Annotated in this window: 15 protein-coding genes; 11 read left to right on the top strand and 4 right to left on the bottom strand. The window is 34.0% G+C overall.

The features are described from left to right. Nucleotides 1–17: 17 nt before the first annotated feature. From ACFQ1Q_RS06280 to ACFQ1Q_RS06260, 5 genes are all read left to right on the top strand, one after another. Nucleotides 18–3,551, top strand: coding sequence for an efflux RND transporter permease subunit (locus ACFQ1Q_RS06280; protein ID WP_386129076.1), 3,534 nt, complete (start codon nt 18–20; stop codon nt 3,549–3,551). Nucleotides 3,552–3,683: 132 nt separating this feature from the next. Continuing rightward, a complete protein-coding gene (gene aspS / locus ACFQ1Q_RS06275) occupies nt 3,684–5,438 on the top strand; it encodes an aspartate--tRNA ligase (RefSeq protein WP_386129074.1) in 1,755 nt (584 codons plus the stop codon). Between the two features lie 46 nt (nt 5,439–5,484). After that, a complete protein-coding gene (locus tag ACFQ1Q_RS06270; protein ID WP_386129072.1) occupies nt 5,485–7,266 on the top strand; it encodes a chloride channel protein in 1,782 nt (593 codons plus the stop codon). Nucleotides 7,267–7,349: 83 nt separating this feature from the next. Then, a complete protein-coding gene (locus tag ACFQ1Q_RS06265; protein ID WP_386129070.1) occupies nt 7,350–7,595 on the top strand; it encodes a hypothetical protein in 246 nt (81 codons plus the stop codon). 81 nt (nt 7,596–7,676) lie between these two features. Continuing rightward, complete coding sequence (locus ACFQ1Q_RS06260) at nt 7,677–7,868, top strand: cold-shock protein (RefSeq protein WP_173302025.1); 192 nt, start codon at nt 7,677–7,679, stop codon at nt 7,866–7,868. Between the two features lie 125 nt (nt 7,869–7,993). On the opposite strand, the gene ACFQ1Q_RS06255 is transcribed toward ACFQ1Q_RS06260, so the two are convergent. Beyond that, a complete protein-coding gene (locus ACFQ1Q_RS06255; RefSeq protein ID WP_386129068.1) occupies nt 7,994–8,443 on the bottom strand; it encodes a nucleoside deaminase in 450 nt (149 codons plus the stop codon). Nucleotides 8,444–8,514: 71 nt separating this feature from the next. Between ACFQ1Q_RS06255 and ACFQ1Q_RS06250 the strand changes: the two genes are divergently transcribed. Continuing rightward, nucleotides 8,515–10,299 carry a 1-deoxy-D-xylulose-5-phosphate synthase gene (locus tag ACFQ1Q_RS06250; protein ID WP_386129066.1) on the top strand — a complete coding sequence of 595 codons (1,785 nt, stop codon included), beginning with the start codon at nt 8,515–8,517 and terminating at the stop codon, nt 10,297–10,299. Here the strand turns inward: ACFQ1Q_RS06250 and ACFQ1Q_RS06245 are convergent. Then, nucleotides 10,276–10,455, bottom strand: a complete 180-nt coding sequence (locus ACFQ1Q_RS06245) for a hypothetical protein (protein WP_386129064.1) — start codon at nt 10,453–10,455, stop codon at nt 10,276–10,278. The genes ACFQ1Q_RS06250 and ACFQ1Q_RS06245 overlap by 24 nt on opposite strands. A gap of 120 nt (nt 10,456–10,575) precedes the next feature. Further along, complete coding sequence (locus tag ACFQ1Q_RS06240) at nt 10,576–11,916, bottom strand: deoxyguanosinetriphosphate triphosphohydrolase (RefSeq protein ID WP_386129062.1); 1,341 nt, start codon at nt 11,914–11,916, stop codon at nt 10,576–10,578. A gap of 227 nt (nt 11,917–12,143) precedes the next feature. Between ACFQ1Q_RS06240 and ACFQ1Q_RS06235 the strand changes: the two genes are divergently transcribed. Together ACFQ1Q_RS06235 and ACFQ1Q_RS06230 are read left to right on the top strand one after the other, a co-directional pair. Beyond that, nucleotides 12,144–14,996, top strand: a complete 2,853-nt coding sequence (locus tag ACFQ1Q_RS06235) for a TonB-dependent receptor (protein ID WP_386129060.1) — start codon at nt 12,144–12,146, stop codon at nt 14,994–14,996. Between the two features lie 33 nt (nt 14,997–15,029). Next, nucleotides 15,030–16,229 carry a multidrug transporter gene (locus ACFQ1Q_RS06230; RefSeq protein WP_386129058.1) on the top strand — a complete coding sequence of 400 codons (1,200 nt, stop codon included), beginning with the start codon at nt 15,030–15,032 and terminating at the stop codon, nt 16,227–16,229. A gap of 98 nt (nt 16,230–16,327) precedes the next feature. Here the strand turns inward: ACFQ1Q_RS06230 and ACFQ1Q_RS06225 are convergent, their stop codons facing one another. Further along, on the bottom strand, nt 16,328–16,684 hold the full coding sequence (locus ACFQ1Q_RS06225) for a toxin-antitoxin system YwqK family antitoxin (protein ID WP_386129056.1): 357 nt from the start codon (nt 16,682–16,684) through the stop codon (nt 16,328–16,330). Nucleotides 16,685–16,873: 189 nt separating this feature from the next. Here ACFQ1Q_RS06225 and ACFQ1Q_RS06220 point away from each other — a divergent pair, with 189 nt between their 5' ends. From ACFQ1Q_RS06220 to ACFQ1Q_RS06210, 3 genes are all read left to right on the top strand, one after another. Continuing rightward, a complete protein-coding gene (locus ACFQ1Q_RS06220; RefSeq protein ID WP_386129054.1) occupies nt 16,874–17,467 on the top strand; it encodes a hypothetical protein in 594 nt (197 codons plus the stop codon). Next, complete coding sequence (locus ACFQ1Q_RS06215) at nt 17,454–18,134, top strand: DUF2490 domain-containing protein (protein WP_386129052.1); 681 nt, start codon at nt 17,454–17,456, stop codon at nt 18,132–18,134. The genes ACFQ1Q_RS06220 and ACFQ1Q_RS06215 overlap by 14 nt, the downstream gene beginning before the upstream one ends. A 73-nt stretch (nt 18,135–18,207) precedes the next feature. Then, a complete protein-coding gene (locus tag ACFQ1Q_RS06210; RefSeq protein ID WP_386129050.1) occupies nt 18,208–20,490 on the top strand; it encodes an inorganic phosphate transporter in 2,283 nt (760 codons plus the stop codon). The last annotated feature ends 2 nt before the right edge of the window (nt 20,491–20,492 follow it).

Below are 20,492 nucleotides of genomic sequence, written 5' to 3'. Positions count from 1 at the left end.
ATAAAAACTAATAACCAATGACCAGTAAGAAAAAAAATAAAAAGGTTGTCGATAAAGAATTTGGCCTATCTAATTGGGCAATAAATAATAAAACCACGATGTATGTGGCAATTATTTTGATTCTTTTTTTAGGAGGAAAAGCCTATTTTGATATGCCACGAGAGAGTTTCCCAGAAATTCAGGAAACAAAAATATACGTCAGTTCGCTTTACCCAGGAAACACAGCCGAAGATATTGAAAAGCTTATCACCGACCCATTAGAAGATAAGCTTAAAAATGTAAGTAATGTAATAGAAATTACCTCAACCTCACAAGAAGATTACTCGATGATTGTCGTAGAATTTGATGATGATGTTGATGTCGAATCTGCAAAACAAAAGGTCAAAGACGAAATTGATACCGAAACATCAAGCGAAGATTGGCCAACCTTTAATGGTGCCAAAGTAGAGCCAAATGTATTTGAGTTGAGCATGTCTGAGGAGATACCAATTCTTAACATTAATATCTCCGGAAATTACCCTCTTCAAAAATTAAAAGAATATGGAGAATATCTAGAAGATGAAATTGAAGATTTAAAGGAAATTAAAAAAGTAGATATCCGAGGCGCACAAGAAAAAGAGGTTGAAGTTGCCGTTGATATTTACAAAATGATGGCATCAAAAGTGAGTTTTAATGATGTTGTTAGCGCCATAAGTAATGGAAACATGACCATGTCTGCAGGTAATTTTATTACTAGCGGACAACGACGTACCATTAGAATAATTGGTGAAATTGATGAACCGTCAAATCTGAAAAATTTTGTCGTAAAATCTGAAAACAACAACCCAGTTTATCTTAAAGACATTGCAACAATTCGTTTTGAAGCTAAAGACAAAACCACGTATGCGCGTGAATATAATCCTGAGACTGGCAAAGGCGAAGAAGTCGTTATGCTTGATGTTAAGAAGCGTGCAGGAAAAAACATGGTTGCAGCGGCAGAGCAAATTGCGGTTATTGTAAAAAAGGCAAAGGAAGAGGTTTTTCCTCCAGATTTAAGAGTTACAACTACTAATGACCAATCGTCTAAAACTATAGGGCAAGTTGATGATTTAGTAAACAACATCATCTTTGGTATTATTCTCGTAGTTACAGTTTTAATGTTCTTTTTAGGTTTTAAAAATGCATTATTTGTTGGTTTTGCCATACCAATGTCCATGTTTATGTCGCTAATGATTCTTAATGCCTTTGGCTACACTATGAATACCATGATTTTATTCGGGCTTATTATGGGTCTTGGTATGTTAGTAGATAATGGTATTGTGGTTGTAGAAAACGTGTACCGTTTAATGGACGAAGAAGGTTTAACTAGAGTCGAAGCTGCAAAAAAAGGAATTAGCGAAATTGCATTTCCCATTATAATTTCAACGGCAACAACTATTGCTGCATTCATTCCACTTGGGCTTTGGCCAGGATTAATGGGTCAGTTTATGATATATTTTCCAATAACTTTGTCGGTAGTATTGGGTTCATCTTTAGTTGTAGCAATTTTCTTTAATTCCGTTTTAGTCTCTCAATTTATGACCACGGAAGACAAGGAAATGCCTAAAAAGCAAATCATCAAAATTTCAGCAATTTTAGTTGGTATTGGTTTACTCATATTTTTTGTTGGTGGTGACTATCGCGGTTTAGGTACAGTAATGATTTTTACTGCTGCCTTATTGTGGGTATACCGTTTAGTACTTCGTGGAGCTGCTAATCGTTTTCAAACTAAAACACTTGTTAAATTAGAGAACTTTTATGAACGCGTATTATCAACCTCATTAAAAGGTTGGAAACCTCAAATTATTGCTGTTGGTAGTATAATTTTACTATTTATTGCAATAGGAGCATTTGGAGCTTCTGTAGCTAGTCAACGTACAAAAATTGAATTTTTCCCAGACAATAAACCAAATCAAATTATTGTCTATATCGAATATCCAGAAGGTACAGACATTGACAAAACCAATGAAATAACCAAAGCTGTTGAAGCCAAAGTTTATGAAGTTTTAAATGATGACGAATACATTGAAAATGGTAGAAACTTCTTAGTAGAAAGTTCTGTTGCACAAGTTGGCGAAGGTGCAGGAAACCCACAAACAGATGGCGGTTCTGCTGCAGAAATGCCACACAAAGGTAAAATTACAGCGTCAATGCGAGAGTACAAATACCGTAACGGAAAGGATAGTGAAGTACTTCGTCAAAAAGTGCAGGAAGCTTTGACCAATGTGTATCCAGGTGTTTTAATTTCTGTTGAAAAGGATGCAAACGGACCACCAATTGGTCCACCAATAAACATTGAAATTGAAGGTGATGACTATGACGAGTTAATTGGTATTGCAGAACGTATGCGACGTTTTATCAATTCTAAAAATATTGATGCTATCGATGAGCTTAAAATCGATGTTAACAAAGATAAACCTGCAATGCAAGTGATGGTCGACAGAGAAAAAGCAGGTGAACTCGGTGTGAGCACAGGCCAAGTTGGGCAGCAATTAAGAAACTCTTTATTTGGTGCAAAAGCTGGTATATACAAAGAAGATGGTGATGACTATGACATTTATGTTCGTTTTAATGAAGATTTACGTTACAACACTAGCGCACTCTTTAACCAAAAAATTATTTTTAGAGATATGGCTTCTGGTCAGGTAAGAGAAATACCTGTCTCTTCGGTTGCTAAACAACGTAACAACTCAGGTTTTAGCGCCATAAAACACCGAGATACCAAACGAGTTGTAACAGTATATTCGGCATTAGCACCAGGATTTGTAGATGCTTCGGCAGTTGTGACGCGCATTCAAGAAGAAATGAAAAATTTTGAAGAGCTTCCTGAGGACGTAAAAATTGATTATACAGGACAAATTGAAGAACAAAACAAGGAACAAGCATTTTTAATGGGTGCGTTTTTCTCTGGATTGTTTTTAATTTTCTTAATTCTAATTTTCCAATTTAATTCGGTTTCAAAACCAGCAATTATCATGATTGCTATTTTCTTAAGTTTAATTGGTGTATTTGGTGGTATTGTTATTACTGGAGCTTCGTTTGTAATATTAATGACGATGATGGGTATAATCTCCTTAGCAGGAATCGTAGTTAACAATGGTGTTGTTCTACTCGATTATGCACAATTACTCATCGATAGAAAAAAGAACGAACTTGATTTAGATATCACTGAATATCTTCCAAAAGAAGAATTACTAAAACAAATTATCAAAGCTGGTAAAGCACGTTTACGACCTGTTTTATTAACGGCAATTACAACGATTTTGGGTTTAATTCCTTTAGCGATTGGACTGAATATTGATTTCTTCAGTTTATTCAGTGAATTTAATCCTAAAATTTACATGGGTGGAGACAACGTAATTTTTTGGGGACCATTAGCTTGGACCGTCATTTATGGTTTGTTTATCGCCACATTCCTAACATTAATTGTAGTGCCAATATTATTGTATTTAGCTATTAGAGTAAAAATGAAGTTTAACACAAAACCAAGTTCTACTCAAGATGTTTTAGAGCGCGAAGGCGAAATGGCTTAATTAAGCAAAACATTTTTTTATTAAAGCCCTAATTTTGTTAGGGCTTTTCTATTTGATAGTCTTATAAGTTGATTAAATTTGCATCTTTAGTCGTCATAGCGGAAGCGAAGATGAAAAATAATTCAAAAAAATATGTACAGAAGTCATACGTGTGGTGAGTTAAGAGCCGCACATAGCAATACAGAAGTAACATTGAGCGGTTGGGTTCAAGGTGTAAGAGATAAAGGATTCATGGTTTACGTAGATTTACGCGACCGTTATGGTATCACCCAATTGTATTTTGATGAAGAGCAAACGGCTAAAGACATTTTAGAAAAGTCTCAAAAATTAGGACGTGAGTTTGTAATTCAAGTTAAAGGAAAAGTACAAGAACGTGCGTCTAAAAATCCAAATATTCCAACAGGTGAAATCGAAGTTTTAGTTTCTGAATTAACTATTCTTAATAGCTCAATTGTACCTCCGTTTACTATTGAAGATAAGACTGATGGTGGTGATGATTTACGAATGAAATACCGTTACCTTGATATTCGTCGTAATCCTGTAAAAGAAAGTTTAATCTTTAGACATAAAGTTGCGCAAGCGGTTAGAAATTATTTATCTAACCAAGATTTTATTGAAGTAGAAACACCTTATCTTATAAAATCGACACCAGAAGGTGCTCGAGATTTTGTTGTGCCTTCTCGCATGAATGAAGGTCAGTTTTATGCGCTTCCACAATCGCCTCAAACCTTTAAGCAATTGTTAATGGTTGGTGGCATGGATAAATACTTTCAGATTGTAAAGTGTTTTAGAGACGAAGATTTACGCGCAGACAGACAGCCAGAATTTACACAGATAGATTGTGAAATGGCGTTTGTGGAGCAAGAAGATATTTTAAATACGTTTGAAGGTTTAACACGTCACCTTCTGAAAGAAATTAACGGTGTAGAAGTCGATAAATTTCCAAGAATGCTTTACGATGATGCGATGCGTTTATACGGAAATGACAAACCAGACATTCGTTTTGGGATGGAGTTTGGTGAGCTAAACGCTGTAGCACAACATAAAGATTTTAACGTATTTAATTCGGCTGAATTAGTTGTTGGTATTGCTGTTCCTGGCGGAAATGCATACACAAGAAAGGAAATAGATAAACTGATTGATTGGGTAAAACGTCCACAAGTTGGCGCACTCGGAATGGTATATTGCCGTTGCAATGACGATGGTACTTACAAATCTTCAGTAGACAAATTTTACGACCAAGACGATTTAGCAAAATGGGCAGAAGTGACTGGCGCAAAAGCTGGTGATTTAATCTGTGTACTTTCTGGCGAAACCAACAAAGTACGTGCACAATTAAGTGCATTACGTATGGAATTGGCAGAACGTCTCGGTTTACGTAAGCCTGATGAATTTGCACCGCTTTGGGTTATGGATTTCCCACTTTTAGAATGGGACGAAGATACAGAGCGTTACCATGCCATGCACCATCCGTTCACCTCACCAAAACCAGGTCAATTAGAGTTATTAGATACAAAGCCAGGCGAAGTGAAAGCTAATGCTTACGATTTGGTGTTAAACGGAAACGAAATCGGTGGTGGTTCAATTCGTATTCATGATAAAGCAACACAAGCTATTATGCTAAAGCACCTCGGATTTTCTGAGGAAGAAGCAAGAGCGCAATTTGGCTTTTTAATGGATGCTTTTGAATATGGTGCGCCACCGCATGGTGGTATTGCTTTTGGACTAGATAGATTGGTTGCCATTCTTGGCGGACAGGAAACCATTAGAGATTTTATTGCGTTCCCAAAAAATAATTCAGGGCGAGACGTTATGATTGATGCACCTGCACCGATTGATGATGAGCAGCTCACAGAATTAAGTTTAAAACTTAACTTGAAATCATAAATTATTAAATCCTGCTATATGCAGGATTTTTTATTAGATTTAATCTATGCCAACAAAATCAAAATTCTTTAAGCAACTGCTTATTTGGAGATACAAATTTATCTCTGAAAAGAATTTTATCTTTATTGTGGCTTTAATTATTGGTTTACTTTCGGGATTAGTTGCTGTAACCATAAAAAATATAACATTTACAATTGAAGCCATTTTTGAAAAAGGGATCATCCTTTCAGAAAATAGTATCTACTTTATTTTACCAGTCATCGGTTTGCTTTTAGTGTATTTGTTTACTAAGTACATTTCAAAAAAACCAAGTGAACATGCTATACCATCTATATTATATTCGTTATCTAAACGAAATGGACTTATTAATAAACGTAAAATCTATTTACCGCTCATAACTGCACCATTAACTGTTGGTTTTGGTGGTTCGGTTGGTTTACTTGGTCCGGCAATTGCTTCGGCATCAGCCATAAGTTCTACATTAGGCCAATGGCTTCATATTGATAGAAAAACACGAAGCTTACTTATTGGTTGCGCTTCTGCTGGTGCTATTGCATCAATATTTAAATCGCCCATTGCAGCTATAATTTTTGCCATTGAAGTGTTTAGTTTAGACTTAACATTCGCTTCACTTTTGCCGCTTTTAATTGCATCGGTATCATCTGTGATTACTTCATATTTTTTCTTAGGAGATAGTGTGCTTTTTAATTTTATTGTTTCAGAAAAATTTCAAATTAAAGACACGCTTTTCTATATTTTGTTAGGTATAGGTACTGGTTTTGCTTCTATTTATTTTACAAAAATCTATTTTGCAGTAACTTCTATTTTTAATCGATTTAAATCACCAAAACACAAACTCATAGTTGGTGGTTTAGCCATTGGTGTAATGTTGTATTTTATTCCGCCATTATATGGTGAAGGTTTCGGTTTTATTAATGATTTGATGCTTGGCAATGACACCAAAGCTATCGGCAATTCTATTTTCGATAGTTACATTGATAATATCTGGGTCGTTATTGCTTTGCTTTTTGGTATTACTATTTTTAAAACCATTGCTATGACCATGACGATGGCAGCTGGCGGAACAGGTGGAGTAATTATTCCGACATTAGTTACTGGTAGTGCTTTAGGAAATTTGGTTGCAAAAATTGTGAATAATTGTGGTTTGGGCTTTTCGGTTTCTGAAGCTAATTTTACATTAATAGGAATGGCTGGTCTTATTGCCGGCGTGTTGCATGCGCCATTAACCGCTATTTTTTTAATTGCAGAAATTACTGGCGGTTACGAACTTTTTGTACCCTTAATGATAACAGCTTCAATGGCGTTTATCATTAATAAAAACATTTTAAATCATACAATCTACACTAAAGAATTACTAGAAAAAGGAGCGCTATTAACACAAGATAAAGACAAAAATGTTTTAACTATCATGAAAATGGATGCTGTTATTGAAAAGAATTTTATTGTGCTTCATCCTGAAATGACTCTTGGTGATATGTTAAAAAATGCAGTAGCTAAGTCTAACCGAAACTTATTTCCTGTAACCGATAAAGACAATAATTTTATGGGAATAATTCTGTTAGATGATATCAGAACCGTAATGTTTGACCAAGCACTCTATGAATCGACAACCGTAGAAACATTTATGCATCGCCCGCCAGAATTTATTATTTATGAAAAAGACAATATGCAGCAAGTCATGAAAAAGTTTCAAGAATCAAGAGCCTGGAATTTACCTGTACTTAAAAATGAAAAGTATTATGGTTTTATTTCAAAATCGAAACTTCTCACAGCCTACCGAAAAGAATTGATTAATTTTACATCTTAAAGTATTGAATTCTGTCACCTTGAGCCCAGTCGGAAGGTGTTTAATATTTGATTCAGATTTATACATTAATAGAAAATTTAAAGATGAAAATTCTAAAAATTATAACGCTTATTGCGCTTTTAGCTTCAATAATTAGCATAATTTGTGGTTATTTTATTGACGTTCCGTATGCTAATAAGTTGATAGGTTTTGGTGTTTTGGGTATTTTTTTTGTGGTTTTTCCGATATTTTCTTACTATCGTTGGAAAGATAAAGACCCTAAAGATTATATGATAAACAAAGACAGTTTAGACAAAATGCGCGAAAATCAGAAGCGCCATAAGTACTAACATTTTGAAATAAAACAATTTATTAACATTAGTAATGTTTTTAACTGTATCTTTGCACTTTAATTTTTATTTATATTTATAATGACTGGAACAGTTAAATTTTTCAATGATTCAAAAGGATTTGGATTCATTACAAACGAAGAAACAGGAAAAGACATCTTTGTACACGTATCAAACTTAAACGGAGTAGAGCTTCGTGAAGGTGATCAAGTAGAGTACACAGAAGAAGAAGGAAGAAAAGGAATGGTAGCCGCTAACGTAGAGGTACTATAAGTATATATCTTACAAGTTTCAACGCTCAATCGAAAGATTGGGCGTTTTTTTTGCTTCAATTTCACTCACTAACAAAAAAAAATTACTCGACTCAGTTCTATTCTGTTTAATAAATGAATTACTTTTTAATTCAAATTTCGTTTTTCAATAAAAAAACGTTTCATTAATTCTGAAGCTTCCTTTTCTAATATTCCGTTTACCACCTTGGTTTTAGGGTGTAATTTTGTGCCCATAACTCTAAATCCGCGTTGCTCATCTGAAGCCCCAAAAACAATTTTTGAAATCTGGCTCCAATACAACGCACCAGCACACATTTGGCAAGGTTCTAAAGTGACGTACAATGTACAATCTTGAAGATATTTTCCACCTAAAAAGTTTGCTGCTGAGGTAATGGCTTGCATTTCGGCATGTGCGGTGACATCATTTAATAATTCGGTAAGGTTATGCGACCGCGCGATGATTTTATCTTTTATAACGACAATAGCACCAACAGGGATTTCACCTTTTTCAAAAGCAACTTCAGCTTCTTGCAAAGCTTTTTTCATAAAGTATGTATCGTCGAATGGGTTTATCATAATGGTAAAAGTAAAAAATCAAAACAAATAATACATTCAGAAATGATATTCAATTATTGTAGCTTTGCTTTATGAGCCACAGCTTTCTTGAAAATATCAATTTCCCAAAAGACCTTAGACAATTATCTTACGATAATTTACCTCAGCTTGCCAATGAGTTACGTCAATTTATCATTGATATTGTAGCAACAAAAGAAGGGCATTTGGGCGCAAGTTTAGGCGTTGTAGAGTTAACTATTGCTTTGCACTATGTGTTTAATACACCTGAAGATTTACTTATCTGGGATGTTGGTCATCAAGCCTACGGGCATAAAATATTAACTGGTCGTAAGTCAGTTTTTGAAACCAATAGACAACTTGGCGGAATTAGCGGTTTTCCAAAAAGAGATGAGAGCGAATTTGATACGTTTGGTGTTGGTCATTCGTCAACATCTATCTCTGCTGCATTAGGAATGGCAATTGCGTCAAAATTAAATGGTGATATACACAAACAACATATTGCAGTTATTGGTGATGCCTCAATTGCAAGCGGAATGGCCTTTGAAGGTTTAAATCATGCTGGCGTCACAGATGCAAACTTACTCGTTATTCTGAATGACAACGCCATTGGCATTGACCCAAGTGTTGGTGCACTAAAGGAATATTTAACCAACGTAAAAAAAGGCACTGAAAAGCAGGATAATATTTTTGAAGCCTTAAATTTTGATTATTCAGGACCAATTGATGGGCATGATTTACCAAAATTAATCAGCGAGTTAGAGCGTTTAAAAACAGTTAAAGGCCCAAAATTTCTTCATGTGATTACCATGAAAGGTAAAGGTTTAAAACAGGCCGAAGAAAACCAAGTCACCTATCACGCACCTGGAAAATTTAATGCTAAAACTGGAGAGTTAATAATTAAATCTAGCCTAAGCCAACCACCTAAATTTCAGGATGTTTTTGGCGAAACTATTGTTGAATTAGCAAAACAGAATAAAAATATTGTTGGTATTACACCAGCAATGCCAACAGGTAGTTCTCTTAAATACATGATGCACGACATTCCGGACCGTGCTTTTGATGTTGGTATTGCCGAGCAACACGCCGTGACAATGGCTGCCGGTATGGCAACCCAAGGCTTAATTCCGTTTTGTAACATTTATTCAACCTTTTTGCAACGTGCTTACGACCAAGTGATTCATGATGTAGCATTACAAAATTTGCCTGTTATTTTTTGCTTAGACCGTGCAGGTTTAGTTGGCGAAGATGGCGCCACACACCACGGTGTTTTTGATTTAGCATATTTACGATGCATACCAAATTTAGTGGTTTTTGCACCTAGAAATGCGATTGAACTCAGGAATATCATGTATACTGTTCAGTTAAAAATCGATTTCCCAATAGCCATTAGATATCCTCGTGGTCGATGTGAAATTATAGACTGGAAAAAGCCTTTTGAAGTCATTGAAATAGGAAAAGGAATTGAGCTAAAAAAAGGAAAAGATTTGGCCATACTTTCTTTGGGGACAACTGCAAATACTGTTGTAAAAGTACTCGATAGTTTTGAAGAATTTGAATCTATAGGGCATTACGATATGCGTTTTGTAAAGCCGATAGACACAAAATTATTACATGAAATTTTTGGGAATTATAAAGCTGTTATCACGATTGAAGATGGTACAGTTGTAGGTGGATTTGGAAGTGCTGTTTTAGAATTTGCCAACCAAAATAACTATAAAAATAAGATTGAAATCTTAGGAATTGCTGATAAATTTACAGAACACGGTTCTGTACAAGAATTAAAAAGCATCAATAAAATTGATGCTGAAAGTTTAAAAGAAAAGGTAAAAAACTTAATCTTCGGCCTCAATATCTAAAGTTGCTAAGTTTTCGGATGTTGTTGCTTCAGTTTTAGAATCTATGATTTCATTTTGTAAAGACGGTTTAACACCGTGCGTCAAGTCATCAATAATTAATAGACACGCTAAAACAGCGAAGAACACTACAAAGGCACTAAGTACATTATTTTTCATAAGTCATGGTAGATTTGGGATTCTAACAAATCAAAAGAACGTATTTAATCGTTAAAAAACAAATATTATCGATGAAATGCGTATATGATTTATTAAATAATTGATTTTAAACAAGTTAAATTATATAGAAATTCCATTAAGCCGATGAAATAATGCCATTGCATTAGAATCAGACAACTTAGAAATAAACAAACAAACTGCCATTACATTGTCATAAAGAGCATCGTTTGAGAGGCTTACCGTTTTTGGCAACGTCTTTAAAACTAATTTGTCATAAGTAGAAATATCACCAGAATAAACATTTATTGCTGCGCCTACATATGTTGAAAGCAATCCATCTAGTACTTTATATCCAGCAATTTCTTTATTAATTACTTCCTCAGACTCATAAACGTTTTTTATACTAATGTCTATTATGTCTTTAATTTGCGCCTTGTAACTACTTATATCTAGTAATCCAGTATCAAATTCACCATTAAGAATAGCTTTTTCATTTTCCATAAAAATAGAAACTGCTTCATTAATTAAAGTACCAATGGCTAATGCTCGCAAATAACTTACACGGTCTTCAGTGGTTTGCAGCGCACTGTATTTGTCAGTATTTATTGTTCCTTTTACGAGCTTAATTAAATACTCTAGTGCATATTCTTCTTCAATTAAACCTAGATTTATACCATCTTCAAAATCTATTATTGTGTAACAAATATCGTCTGCTGCTTCAACTAAAAAAGCTAATGGATGTCTGGCAAATAAATTGTTTTTTGCGTCTCTTAACTTTAAACCAAGTTCTTGAGCAATGGCAACAAAAGAAGCTTCTTCACTTTGAAAAAAACCGTATTTTTTATCAGCAATATGCTTGGTTGGCTTTTTAGGCAATGAAGCTTTTGGGTATTTCATAAATGCGCCTAATGTTGCGTAGCTTAATCTTAATCCGCCTTCGCGTCCTTCTCTACTTTCTGTAAGAATCTTAAATCCGTTAGCATTTCCTTCAAAATCGCATAAATCTTGATATTGCTTTTCGGTTAATACGCTTTTTAGGGTTTTTCCTTCTCCTTTTTTAAAATATGCGCCAATAGCTTTTTCACCTGAATGTCCGAAAGGCGGATTTCCAATATCGTGCGCCAAAGCAGCAGCTGCAACAATAGCTCCAAAATCGTTGGCTTGGTAACCATGAATATTCTGTAAATGCGGGTATTTATTTAACAACAACAATCCTACTTGTCTTCCTAAAGAGCGGCCAACAACACTTACTTCTAAACTGTGAGTGAGACGTGTGTGTACAAAATCAGTTTTGGATAAAGGCACCACTTGAGTTTTGTCTTGAAGACTTCTAAATTCTGAAGAAAAAATAATTCGGTCGTAATCAACTTCAAAACCTAAACGCGTTTCATCTTGTTCTTTTCTTAAACGCTTATTGGTATCTCCTTGACGTTTTAACGATAGTAATTGTTCCCAATTCATAACTAATAATTTGCATCGGCAATATATAGAAATTGGCAAACAAGATTTAAAGCAACCTCAAAAATCTGCTAACAAATTCAATGTTAAGAAATTGTTTCGGTCAATGATTAGCTATTAATATTAAGGTAACCTTATCCTAACCTTTTAATGACTAATCTTTAATTTTTGGTTAACCTATAACTAAGAAGATGGTGGTTTCTTTGCAGCATAAATTTGAATTTCAACTAATGAAACTTAATATTACATTTTTTACCTTACTATTTACCGCATTTGTTTTTGGACAAGACACAGGAACTATTGCTGGCAAAATCCTTGATAAAGAGTTTAACAATGAACCTTTACCATTTGCTAATGTGCTTATAAAAGGAACAACAACTGGTGTGACTTCTGATATTGATGGACTTTATCAATTAGAAAACCTTTCACCAGGTTCTTACACTATTTCTTTTAGTTATGTTGGTTACGAAACTATTGACAAGCAGGTAGAAGTTTTAGCTGGGCAAACCACTACGTTAAATATTACTATGAGCGCAAGTGCTGCTGCCTTAGACGAAGTAGTAATTAAAACAACAGCCAAAAAAGAAACCGAAGCGGCCCTTTTATTAGATCAAAAAAAAGCAACCGAAATAAAGCAAAGTATTGGTGCGCAAGAGCTATCCCGTAAAGGTGTTAGTGATGCTGCTGGTGCTGTTGCAAAAATTTCGGGAGTTTCAAAACAAGAAGGTTCTAGCAATGTTTATGTTCGTGGTTTAGGTGATAGATATTTGAACACAACTATGAATGGTTTGTCTTTACCGTCTAACGATGTAAATAAAAAGAACATTGACCTAAATCTTTTCTCATCAGATATAATTGAAAATGTTTCTATCAGTAAAGCTTATTCGTCAAAGTTTTTTGGAGATTTTTCAGCTGGTAATGTGGATGTGACGTCAAAAGATTATAAAGGCAATGGCTTTTTTGATTTTTATGTTGGCTCTGGCGTAAACTCAAACGCTGCAGACAAATCTTTTGTTAAAAGTGAAGGTACAAGCTACTTTGGCTATTATAATAGATATGATAATAATCCATTCGCAGTAATTTTATCTCATGGTTTTGACCCAACTGATGCCGCTGCGCCAATTGATATAAATTTTGGTGGTTCTTTCGGGAAATCATTTGATTTTGAAAACGGTTCACGTTTAAGTTTCTACGGAACAGGTTCTTTTGAAAATGGTTTTGAATACCGAAGAGGCTCAAATGTAGATTACACAAACGTTGAAAAGAAAGCCTTTGAAGATGCTGAGGAATTTGAATATTCTACAAAAACTACAGCAATGGTTTCTGCCAACTACAAATTAGACAATATTAGTTCGTTTAAGTTTAACTCTTTGTTTATAAATAGCTCTTCAGACCGTGTCGGATATTTTGGTATTGATGGAAATGGTCGTAATCGTGACGCTATTTTAGATACAGACCAAGGTTTTTATCAAATGAACGTTCAGTTTAATCAAAACCTTATTTATGTAAATCAACTTCTAGGACGCCACAGATTTGAAAAATGGGATATTGATTGGGCTTTTGGTTACAACAAAGTAAATGCTCACGAACCAGACCGTAAGCGTATAAGCTTAGAAAACTATCAATTTGCTTTAGATAATGATTCGTCAACGAACCCAAGTTTTTATAGCAATGTGGTTTTTGACAACCAACGTTATTTTCAAGATATAAATGATGAAGAGTTTAATAGTCGATTCAATATAGCCTACGAACCTTCGGAAACTTTTAAATTAAATTTTGGTACAAGTGGAAAATCAAAAGAGCGAAATTTTGAAAACATACGTTACGGATATGATATCACAAACCCTAATACTCCTGTTAGTAATGTAAACGATTTCAATTCTATTTTTACGTTAGACAATTTAACTTTAAATCCAAATACAGGTGGTTTATACGATATACAAGTTATTAATCCTTTCCCAGGATTAAGCAATACCAACCGACCAGGTTTGCCAGAAAACACTTATAATGGTGAGTTAGATATTTTTGCTGGATATGCCAATGCCGAAATTAAATCCAAAGATGATAAATGGTTAATTGTTCCAGGTATTAGAGCAGAACTTATTGATCAAAATATCTCTTATGATGTTATTAACTTAGGCTCTTTAGGAAATAGTTCAGTTGGTGCTGAAGAAACAGTTTTTTTACCAAGCTTAAGTTTAAAGTACGCGCTCAACGACGATATGAACTTCCGTTTTTCTGCAAGTCAAACCATTTCATTACCAGAGTTTAAAGAAGTTGCGCCATTTGTTTACGAAAGTATTTCTCAAAGAATTGGTGGTAACCCAGATTTATTAGGAAGACAAAACGACAACATTCAATATACCAATGTAACTGACGCATCTTACTCCGAGATTTTAAACATAGATTTAAAATATGATTGGTTTGTAACACCAGGCGAAATTATTTCTATTGGTGGTTTCTATAAAAGAATTAATGACCCAGTAAACCAAGTTGTAGCTTTTGATGCTACAGGAACACAACGTTTCTTTAGAACTGGTGAACGCGCCGAAGTATTTGGTGTTGAAGCCGAAATAAGAAAAAACATACTTACAGATAGCGAAGGTGAAACCAAACTTGCCGCTGGTCTTAATGCAACTTATATGTATACGCGCCAGGATTTGTACAGCTCAATTATTGGTACATATAGTGTGAGCTTCAATAAAGACGAAGAAGAGCTACAAGGTGCGTCACCGTTTTTAATAAATGCTGATGTAAGCTACTCGCCAAAAATTGGAAATTTTGAACCGTCAGCAAACTTAGTATTCTCATACTTCGCAGATCGTATTGACGCCTTAGGTTCTGGTCAATTGGGTAATGTCATTGAAAAAGGAATTCCAACTCTGGACTTTATCTTAAAAGGAAAATTAACAGAAAAATTAGAGTTAAGTGTTGGTGTTAAAAACATACTAAATCCTACCATACAATTTATTAGAGAAGGAACTTCTGTTGGTGATGTTTTAGTAACCTCACCAAATGGTAAAGATGTTACAGATTACAAAAGAGGAATTAACTCAGGTTTCTCATTAAAATATAATTTTTAAAACATATTAATAACAAAAATTAAAACCGAAAAAATGAAAAACAATTTATTATCATGTTTAGCAATTTTTGCACTATTGTTAAGCTCATGTACATCAGACGATACGGCAGACATTATTATTAATGACAACAGCGTTACAAACAATAACGGTGGAGGAAATAATAATCCAGCAACTATATTTTTATCTGGTACATTTACTGAAGATTTAAATTTAGATGCAAATAATACTTACAAATTAAACGGTTCACTTATCATGGCAAGTGGTACTACTTTAAGAATTCCTGCAGGAATGACAATCGAAGCACTTGCTGCTGGTTCTAACGTTTATGTAGCTATTTCTGCTGGTGCGCAAATTGAAGCTATCGGTACTGCAAACAATCCTATCGTTTTCACATCAGACGCGGCAAATCCACAAGCTGGTGATTGGGGCGGAATTATTTTACTTGGTAATGCGCCAATTAATTCAGTAACAGGTTCGGCTACTGCAACTTCTGAAATTGCAAGTTTGCCTTATGGTGGTACAAACGCAGGTGACAACTCTGGAACATTAAGATACGTAAGAGTTGAATATTCAGGTGGTTCTGCTGATGGTCAATCAGAAAATAATGGCTTCTCTTTTTACGGTGTAGGTAACGGAACTATTGTAGAATACATCCAAGCTTTTGAAGGTAAAGACGATGGTATTGAGTTTTTTGGTGGTACAGTAAACGCAAGTTTTGTATCTGTTGTAAATTCTCAAGATGATTCTATTGACTGGACTGAAGGTTACTCAGGTACAATTACAAATGCTCACGTGCAACACGGTGCTGAGCACGATAAAGGTATTGAAGCAGATGGTTACAATACGGACATCGGGAACAACTCTAGTCCTTTATTTTGGTCTAACCCAACAGTAACTAATTTAACAATTATTGGTAATGGTTCTAGTACAGGAAATGAAGCAATTCGTTTAAGAGCAGGTACTCAAGGTACATTTACTAATGTTGAAATCGTAGGTTTTGCTGAAGCTTTTGACCTTGACGGTGATGCTGGTGCAATGAGTGATAATCCAACTGGTACTCACGTATTAAATGGAGACTTAACAGCAACTGACTTATTATTTACAGACGTAACGCTTAACGTTAAAAACGATACTGGAGAGACATTTACTGAGTCAGATTTCTTATCTGGTATAGGAAATGGAACTGGTACTGATTTTGCAACTTGGGGCGCAGGTTGGACTGTAGGAAACTAAAACATACAAGACAAGCATTTTGATTTAGTCTCAAATGTGTATAGACGAAAAAGGCATCCAAATTTTGGATGCCTTTTCTATTTTATATAGACTATAACTTATCTATTCGAAGCTACTTCAGTTTTATTTATCCACTCATTGACTCTAGCAATTTTATTGTTAGAGTAATCTACTTCTTTTAATTTATCGCCACTCCAATAAAACCACTTACCCACTTTTTTGCCATTATCATACTTTGCAGAAGTTATTTTATTACCTTCTTGGCAAAAGCTATACCAATCGCCATGTAATTTACCGTCTTTTGTATAAAACCCTGTTTGGCTCACTTCACCGTTATCATGGAAGTAAACAACCTCAATCAGGTCTTTCTCTTTATTTAATGTTAATGTTCTTTCTTTTTGTGCATAGGTAAAACCAACACATAACATCAATAAAATAACAGCTATCTTTTTCATAATAATTTGGGTTTATTAATTTTAACTTTACAAACATAACATTAATTTTACATTTAAACAACATCTCCGTAACATTAAATTAACATTAGGTATGCATATTATTAGTTTTCAAATACTTAAATGTTTTCTTATCTAAAAATAAATATCCTAAATTTTATAAATAATTGTACTTTTGAGAAAAATTTTATAATGCCCTATCGATTAATTTCTGCTTTAACAATTATCTTTTATTTCACGTTTTCTGTCACTTTAATTGGACAAGAAAAAAATGAAAAAGAAGAAAGAATTGATTTTGTCGAGCTTCCTATTTCTATTCAGAATATCAGTAAATCTTTACCTGATAATGCCAAACGCATCAAATATTATTTAGAAGTCGATGGCAGTAAAAAAAGTTTTGAGATTAAGCTGAAATACAAAAGCGTACGCTACAGTATTGAGTTTTCAGAAGAAGGCGAATTGGAAGATATCGAAGTGCTTTCAAAATTTAAAGACATTGAAGATTCAATTAAAACACAAATCACCTCTTATTTTGAGAAAAATTTCGAAAAACATAAAATCATTAAACTTCAACATCAATACATCTTCAACAATACCTCAAGCGCTTCAGAATTTATGAAAATCATTATGTCTGAAAATGATAAAACACTTCCAAATTTTGAACTTATTGTAGAAGTAAAAACTTTAGAAAAAAGAGAACTTAGAGAAATTACATTTAATCCAACTGGGAATTTTATTAGTTCTCGAATTGTAAACCCAAGTGCCTATGACTATGTCTTGTATTAAATCAATCATAGTCATTTTATTGTGCTTCATAGGCTTTCAATTGAGTTCTCAAGAAAATTTTGAAGGTTTAGGCGAAACGGCATTAGCAATAAATCATGATTTTTCTGATAGTTACAAAACAAATGTTTCAGTCCGGTCGCGTTATTACTTTTATCAAGATAAAAACTTTGAGTTTGAAAATAGACAAGTCGATTTTGTTCATTTTTCTACCTTAAAACTTAATTACAATCATAGTATAAGTTTAGGCGTTCAATACAGAATAAGAGAAAGTATAGATGGCGGCAATAATGAGCTAAGGTTTACTCAACAATTTAATTATACAAAGCAAAATAGAGCGTTACGATTTGGACATCGCCTTAGAATAGAGCAACGAATTTTACCAAATTTTACCATTTTAAGATACCGTTATAGATTTGCTTTAGACTTTCCGCTTAATGGCGAAAAATTAGACATTGGCGAAAGTTATTTGGTTTTATCTACGGAAGCTTTACTAAGCCAAAGTGAAGCTATAAAACCTGAAATTGACCATAGAACTACTGCAAATATAGGTTGGGCTATTTCAAAATCTTCAAAAATCCAATTTGGATTAGAATATCGTTTTGAAGCTCTTAACCTCCAAACAGAGCACAAACTTTTTGTACTTAGTTCGTTTATTTTAAAAGTCTAAAAAAAATTAATAATGACTTTATAATAAGCTATTTTTAGGTATTTTGCATTCAACTTTTTATATATAATTCCACATGGAAAACTTATACATTTATATGCTAGCTGCACTCGCTTTTTTAGCAGTTGCAGACTTAGTTGTTGGTGTTAGTAATGATGCTGTAAACTTTTTAAACTCAGCTATTGGCTCCAAAGCCGTTTCTTTTAAAACCATAATGATTGTTGCTAGTATTGGTGTTGCTGTCGGTGCAATGACGTCTAGTGGCATGATGGAAGTTGCCCGAAAAGGAATTTTCAATCCTGGCGAATTTATGTTTAACGAAATCATGGTCATTTTTATGGCGGTGATGCTCACAGACATTCTCCTACTCGATTTTTTCAACACACTTGGCTTACCTACATCTACAACAGTTTCTATTGTTTTTGAGCTCTTGGGCGCTTCAGTTGCTGTGGCTATGATTAAAATATACTCGGATGATAGTGGACAAAATATTATTGATTTAGCCAACTATATTAACAACTCCAAAGCCATAGAAATCATACTCGGCATTCTGCTTTCGGTCGTTGTTGCATTTACAATTGGTGCTATTATTCAATACATATCAAGGATATTACTAACTTTTAAGTTTGAAGAAAAACCAATTTGGTATAGCGCTATTTTTAGTGGTTTTGCAGTAACATCCATCATGTATTTTATTATTGTAAAAGGCCTTAAAAACGCAGCTTTTATGCCTGCATCTGTAAAAGAATTTTTAAGCGCGCATCCAATGACATTTATCGGATTAAGCTTTATTGCTTTTACTATTTTATCTTATTTAGCGGTTAAAATTTTCAATGCAAAAATTTACACAATAATTATTGTCATAGGCACATTTGCATTGGCTGTAGCCTTTGCTGGTAATGATTTAGTCAACTTTATAGGTGTGCCAATAGCTGCTTATAACTCCTATGAAGTTTGGTCTGCAAGTGGTGAATTGGCAACAAACTTTGCCATGGTAGATTTATCTAAACCTGTACAAACGGAACCATATTTATTACTCATAGCAGGTTTAATTATGGTATTAACCTTGTGGTTTTCGAGTAAAGCCAAAGCGGTAGTAAAAACATCAGTTGATTTATCAAGACAAAGCGAAGGTAAAGAGCGTTTTGAACCTAACTTTCTGTCTAGAAAAATAGTAAGATTAACCATTGGATTATCCGAGCATATTGATAATGTTCTTCCAGAATCTTATAAAAAATGGACCAATAATCAGTACATAAAACCTGTATCTCTTGTTAAAGCACAAGATGCACCAGCGTTTGATTTGGTAAGAGCTGCAGTAAACCTCATGGTTGCGAGTGTCTTAATATCAATTGCCACATCCATGAAATTACCGCTTTCTACTACTTACGTTACATTTATGGTGGCTATGGGAACATCATTGGCTGACCGCGCTTGGGGAAGTGAGAGTGCTGTGTATCGTGTTGCTGGTGTACTTAACGTTATAGGCGGTTGGTTTTTTACAGCATTTAGTGCTTTTATGGCTGCAGCAATTATGGCTATTATATTATTTTATGGCGGCGCTTATGCATTGACCGGTTTGCTAATTTTAGCCGTTGTCCTTTTATTAAAAAATTATTTATCGCACAGAAAGAGTTCTCAAGTTATGCGCGAAGAAGATAAGCTTCAAAAAGCAGAAAGCAGCTCTACACAAGGCGTTATTTATGAAAGTGCATCTACAATTGCAAGCGTTGTAAAACGAGGTAACCGCATTTACACATCAGCAATAAACGGGTTATCTACTCAAAATTTAACAGTACTTAAAAAGAATAAAAAGCAAATCAATAAACTTTCTCTCGAAATTGATGAACTGCGCGATAACATCTTCTATTTTATTAAAAATCTCGAAGAGCCAAGTCTAAGCGCTAGTAACTTTTACATCAATATTTTAGGGCATTTACAAGACATTACACAATCACTCGAAAACATTTCAAAAGTAAGTCACAAACATGTAAACAATAATCACAAGAAGCTAAAGTTCAGTCAAATTAAAGAATTGAAAGACTTAGACCAACAACTTGAAGTATTATTTAAATCAACTCAAGATGCTTTTGAGTCGCATTCTTTTGAAGAAATTGAAGCTATTTTAAATAGTAGAACTGAAGTTTTTAATATTGTTAAAGAAAAAATTCAGCGACAAGTAGAGCGTACACGAAGTGAAGAATTAAGTCCAAAAAACACGACTTTATATTTCAATCTTTTACTCGAAACTAAAGATTTACTATCTGCAATTATGGATTTATTAGAAGAATACTTCAATTCTCATGACAGTAAAGTAAAACCGGCTACAGTAACTAAACCAGAAGATAAAAAAGAATAATT

Source organism: Winogradskyella litorisediminis (assembly GCF_042675765.1).
Classification (GTDB): domain Bacteria; phylum Bacteroidota; class Bacteroidia; order Flavobacteriales; family Flavobacteriaceae; genus Winogradskyella; species Winogradskyella litorisediminis.
Note: the sequence above shows the minus strand (reverse complement) of the source record. Positions and strands in the feature narration are given on the sequence as shown.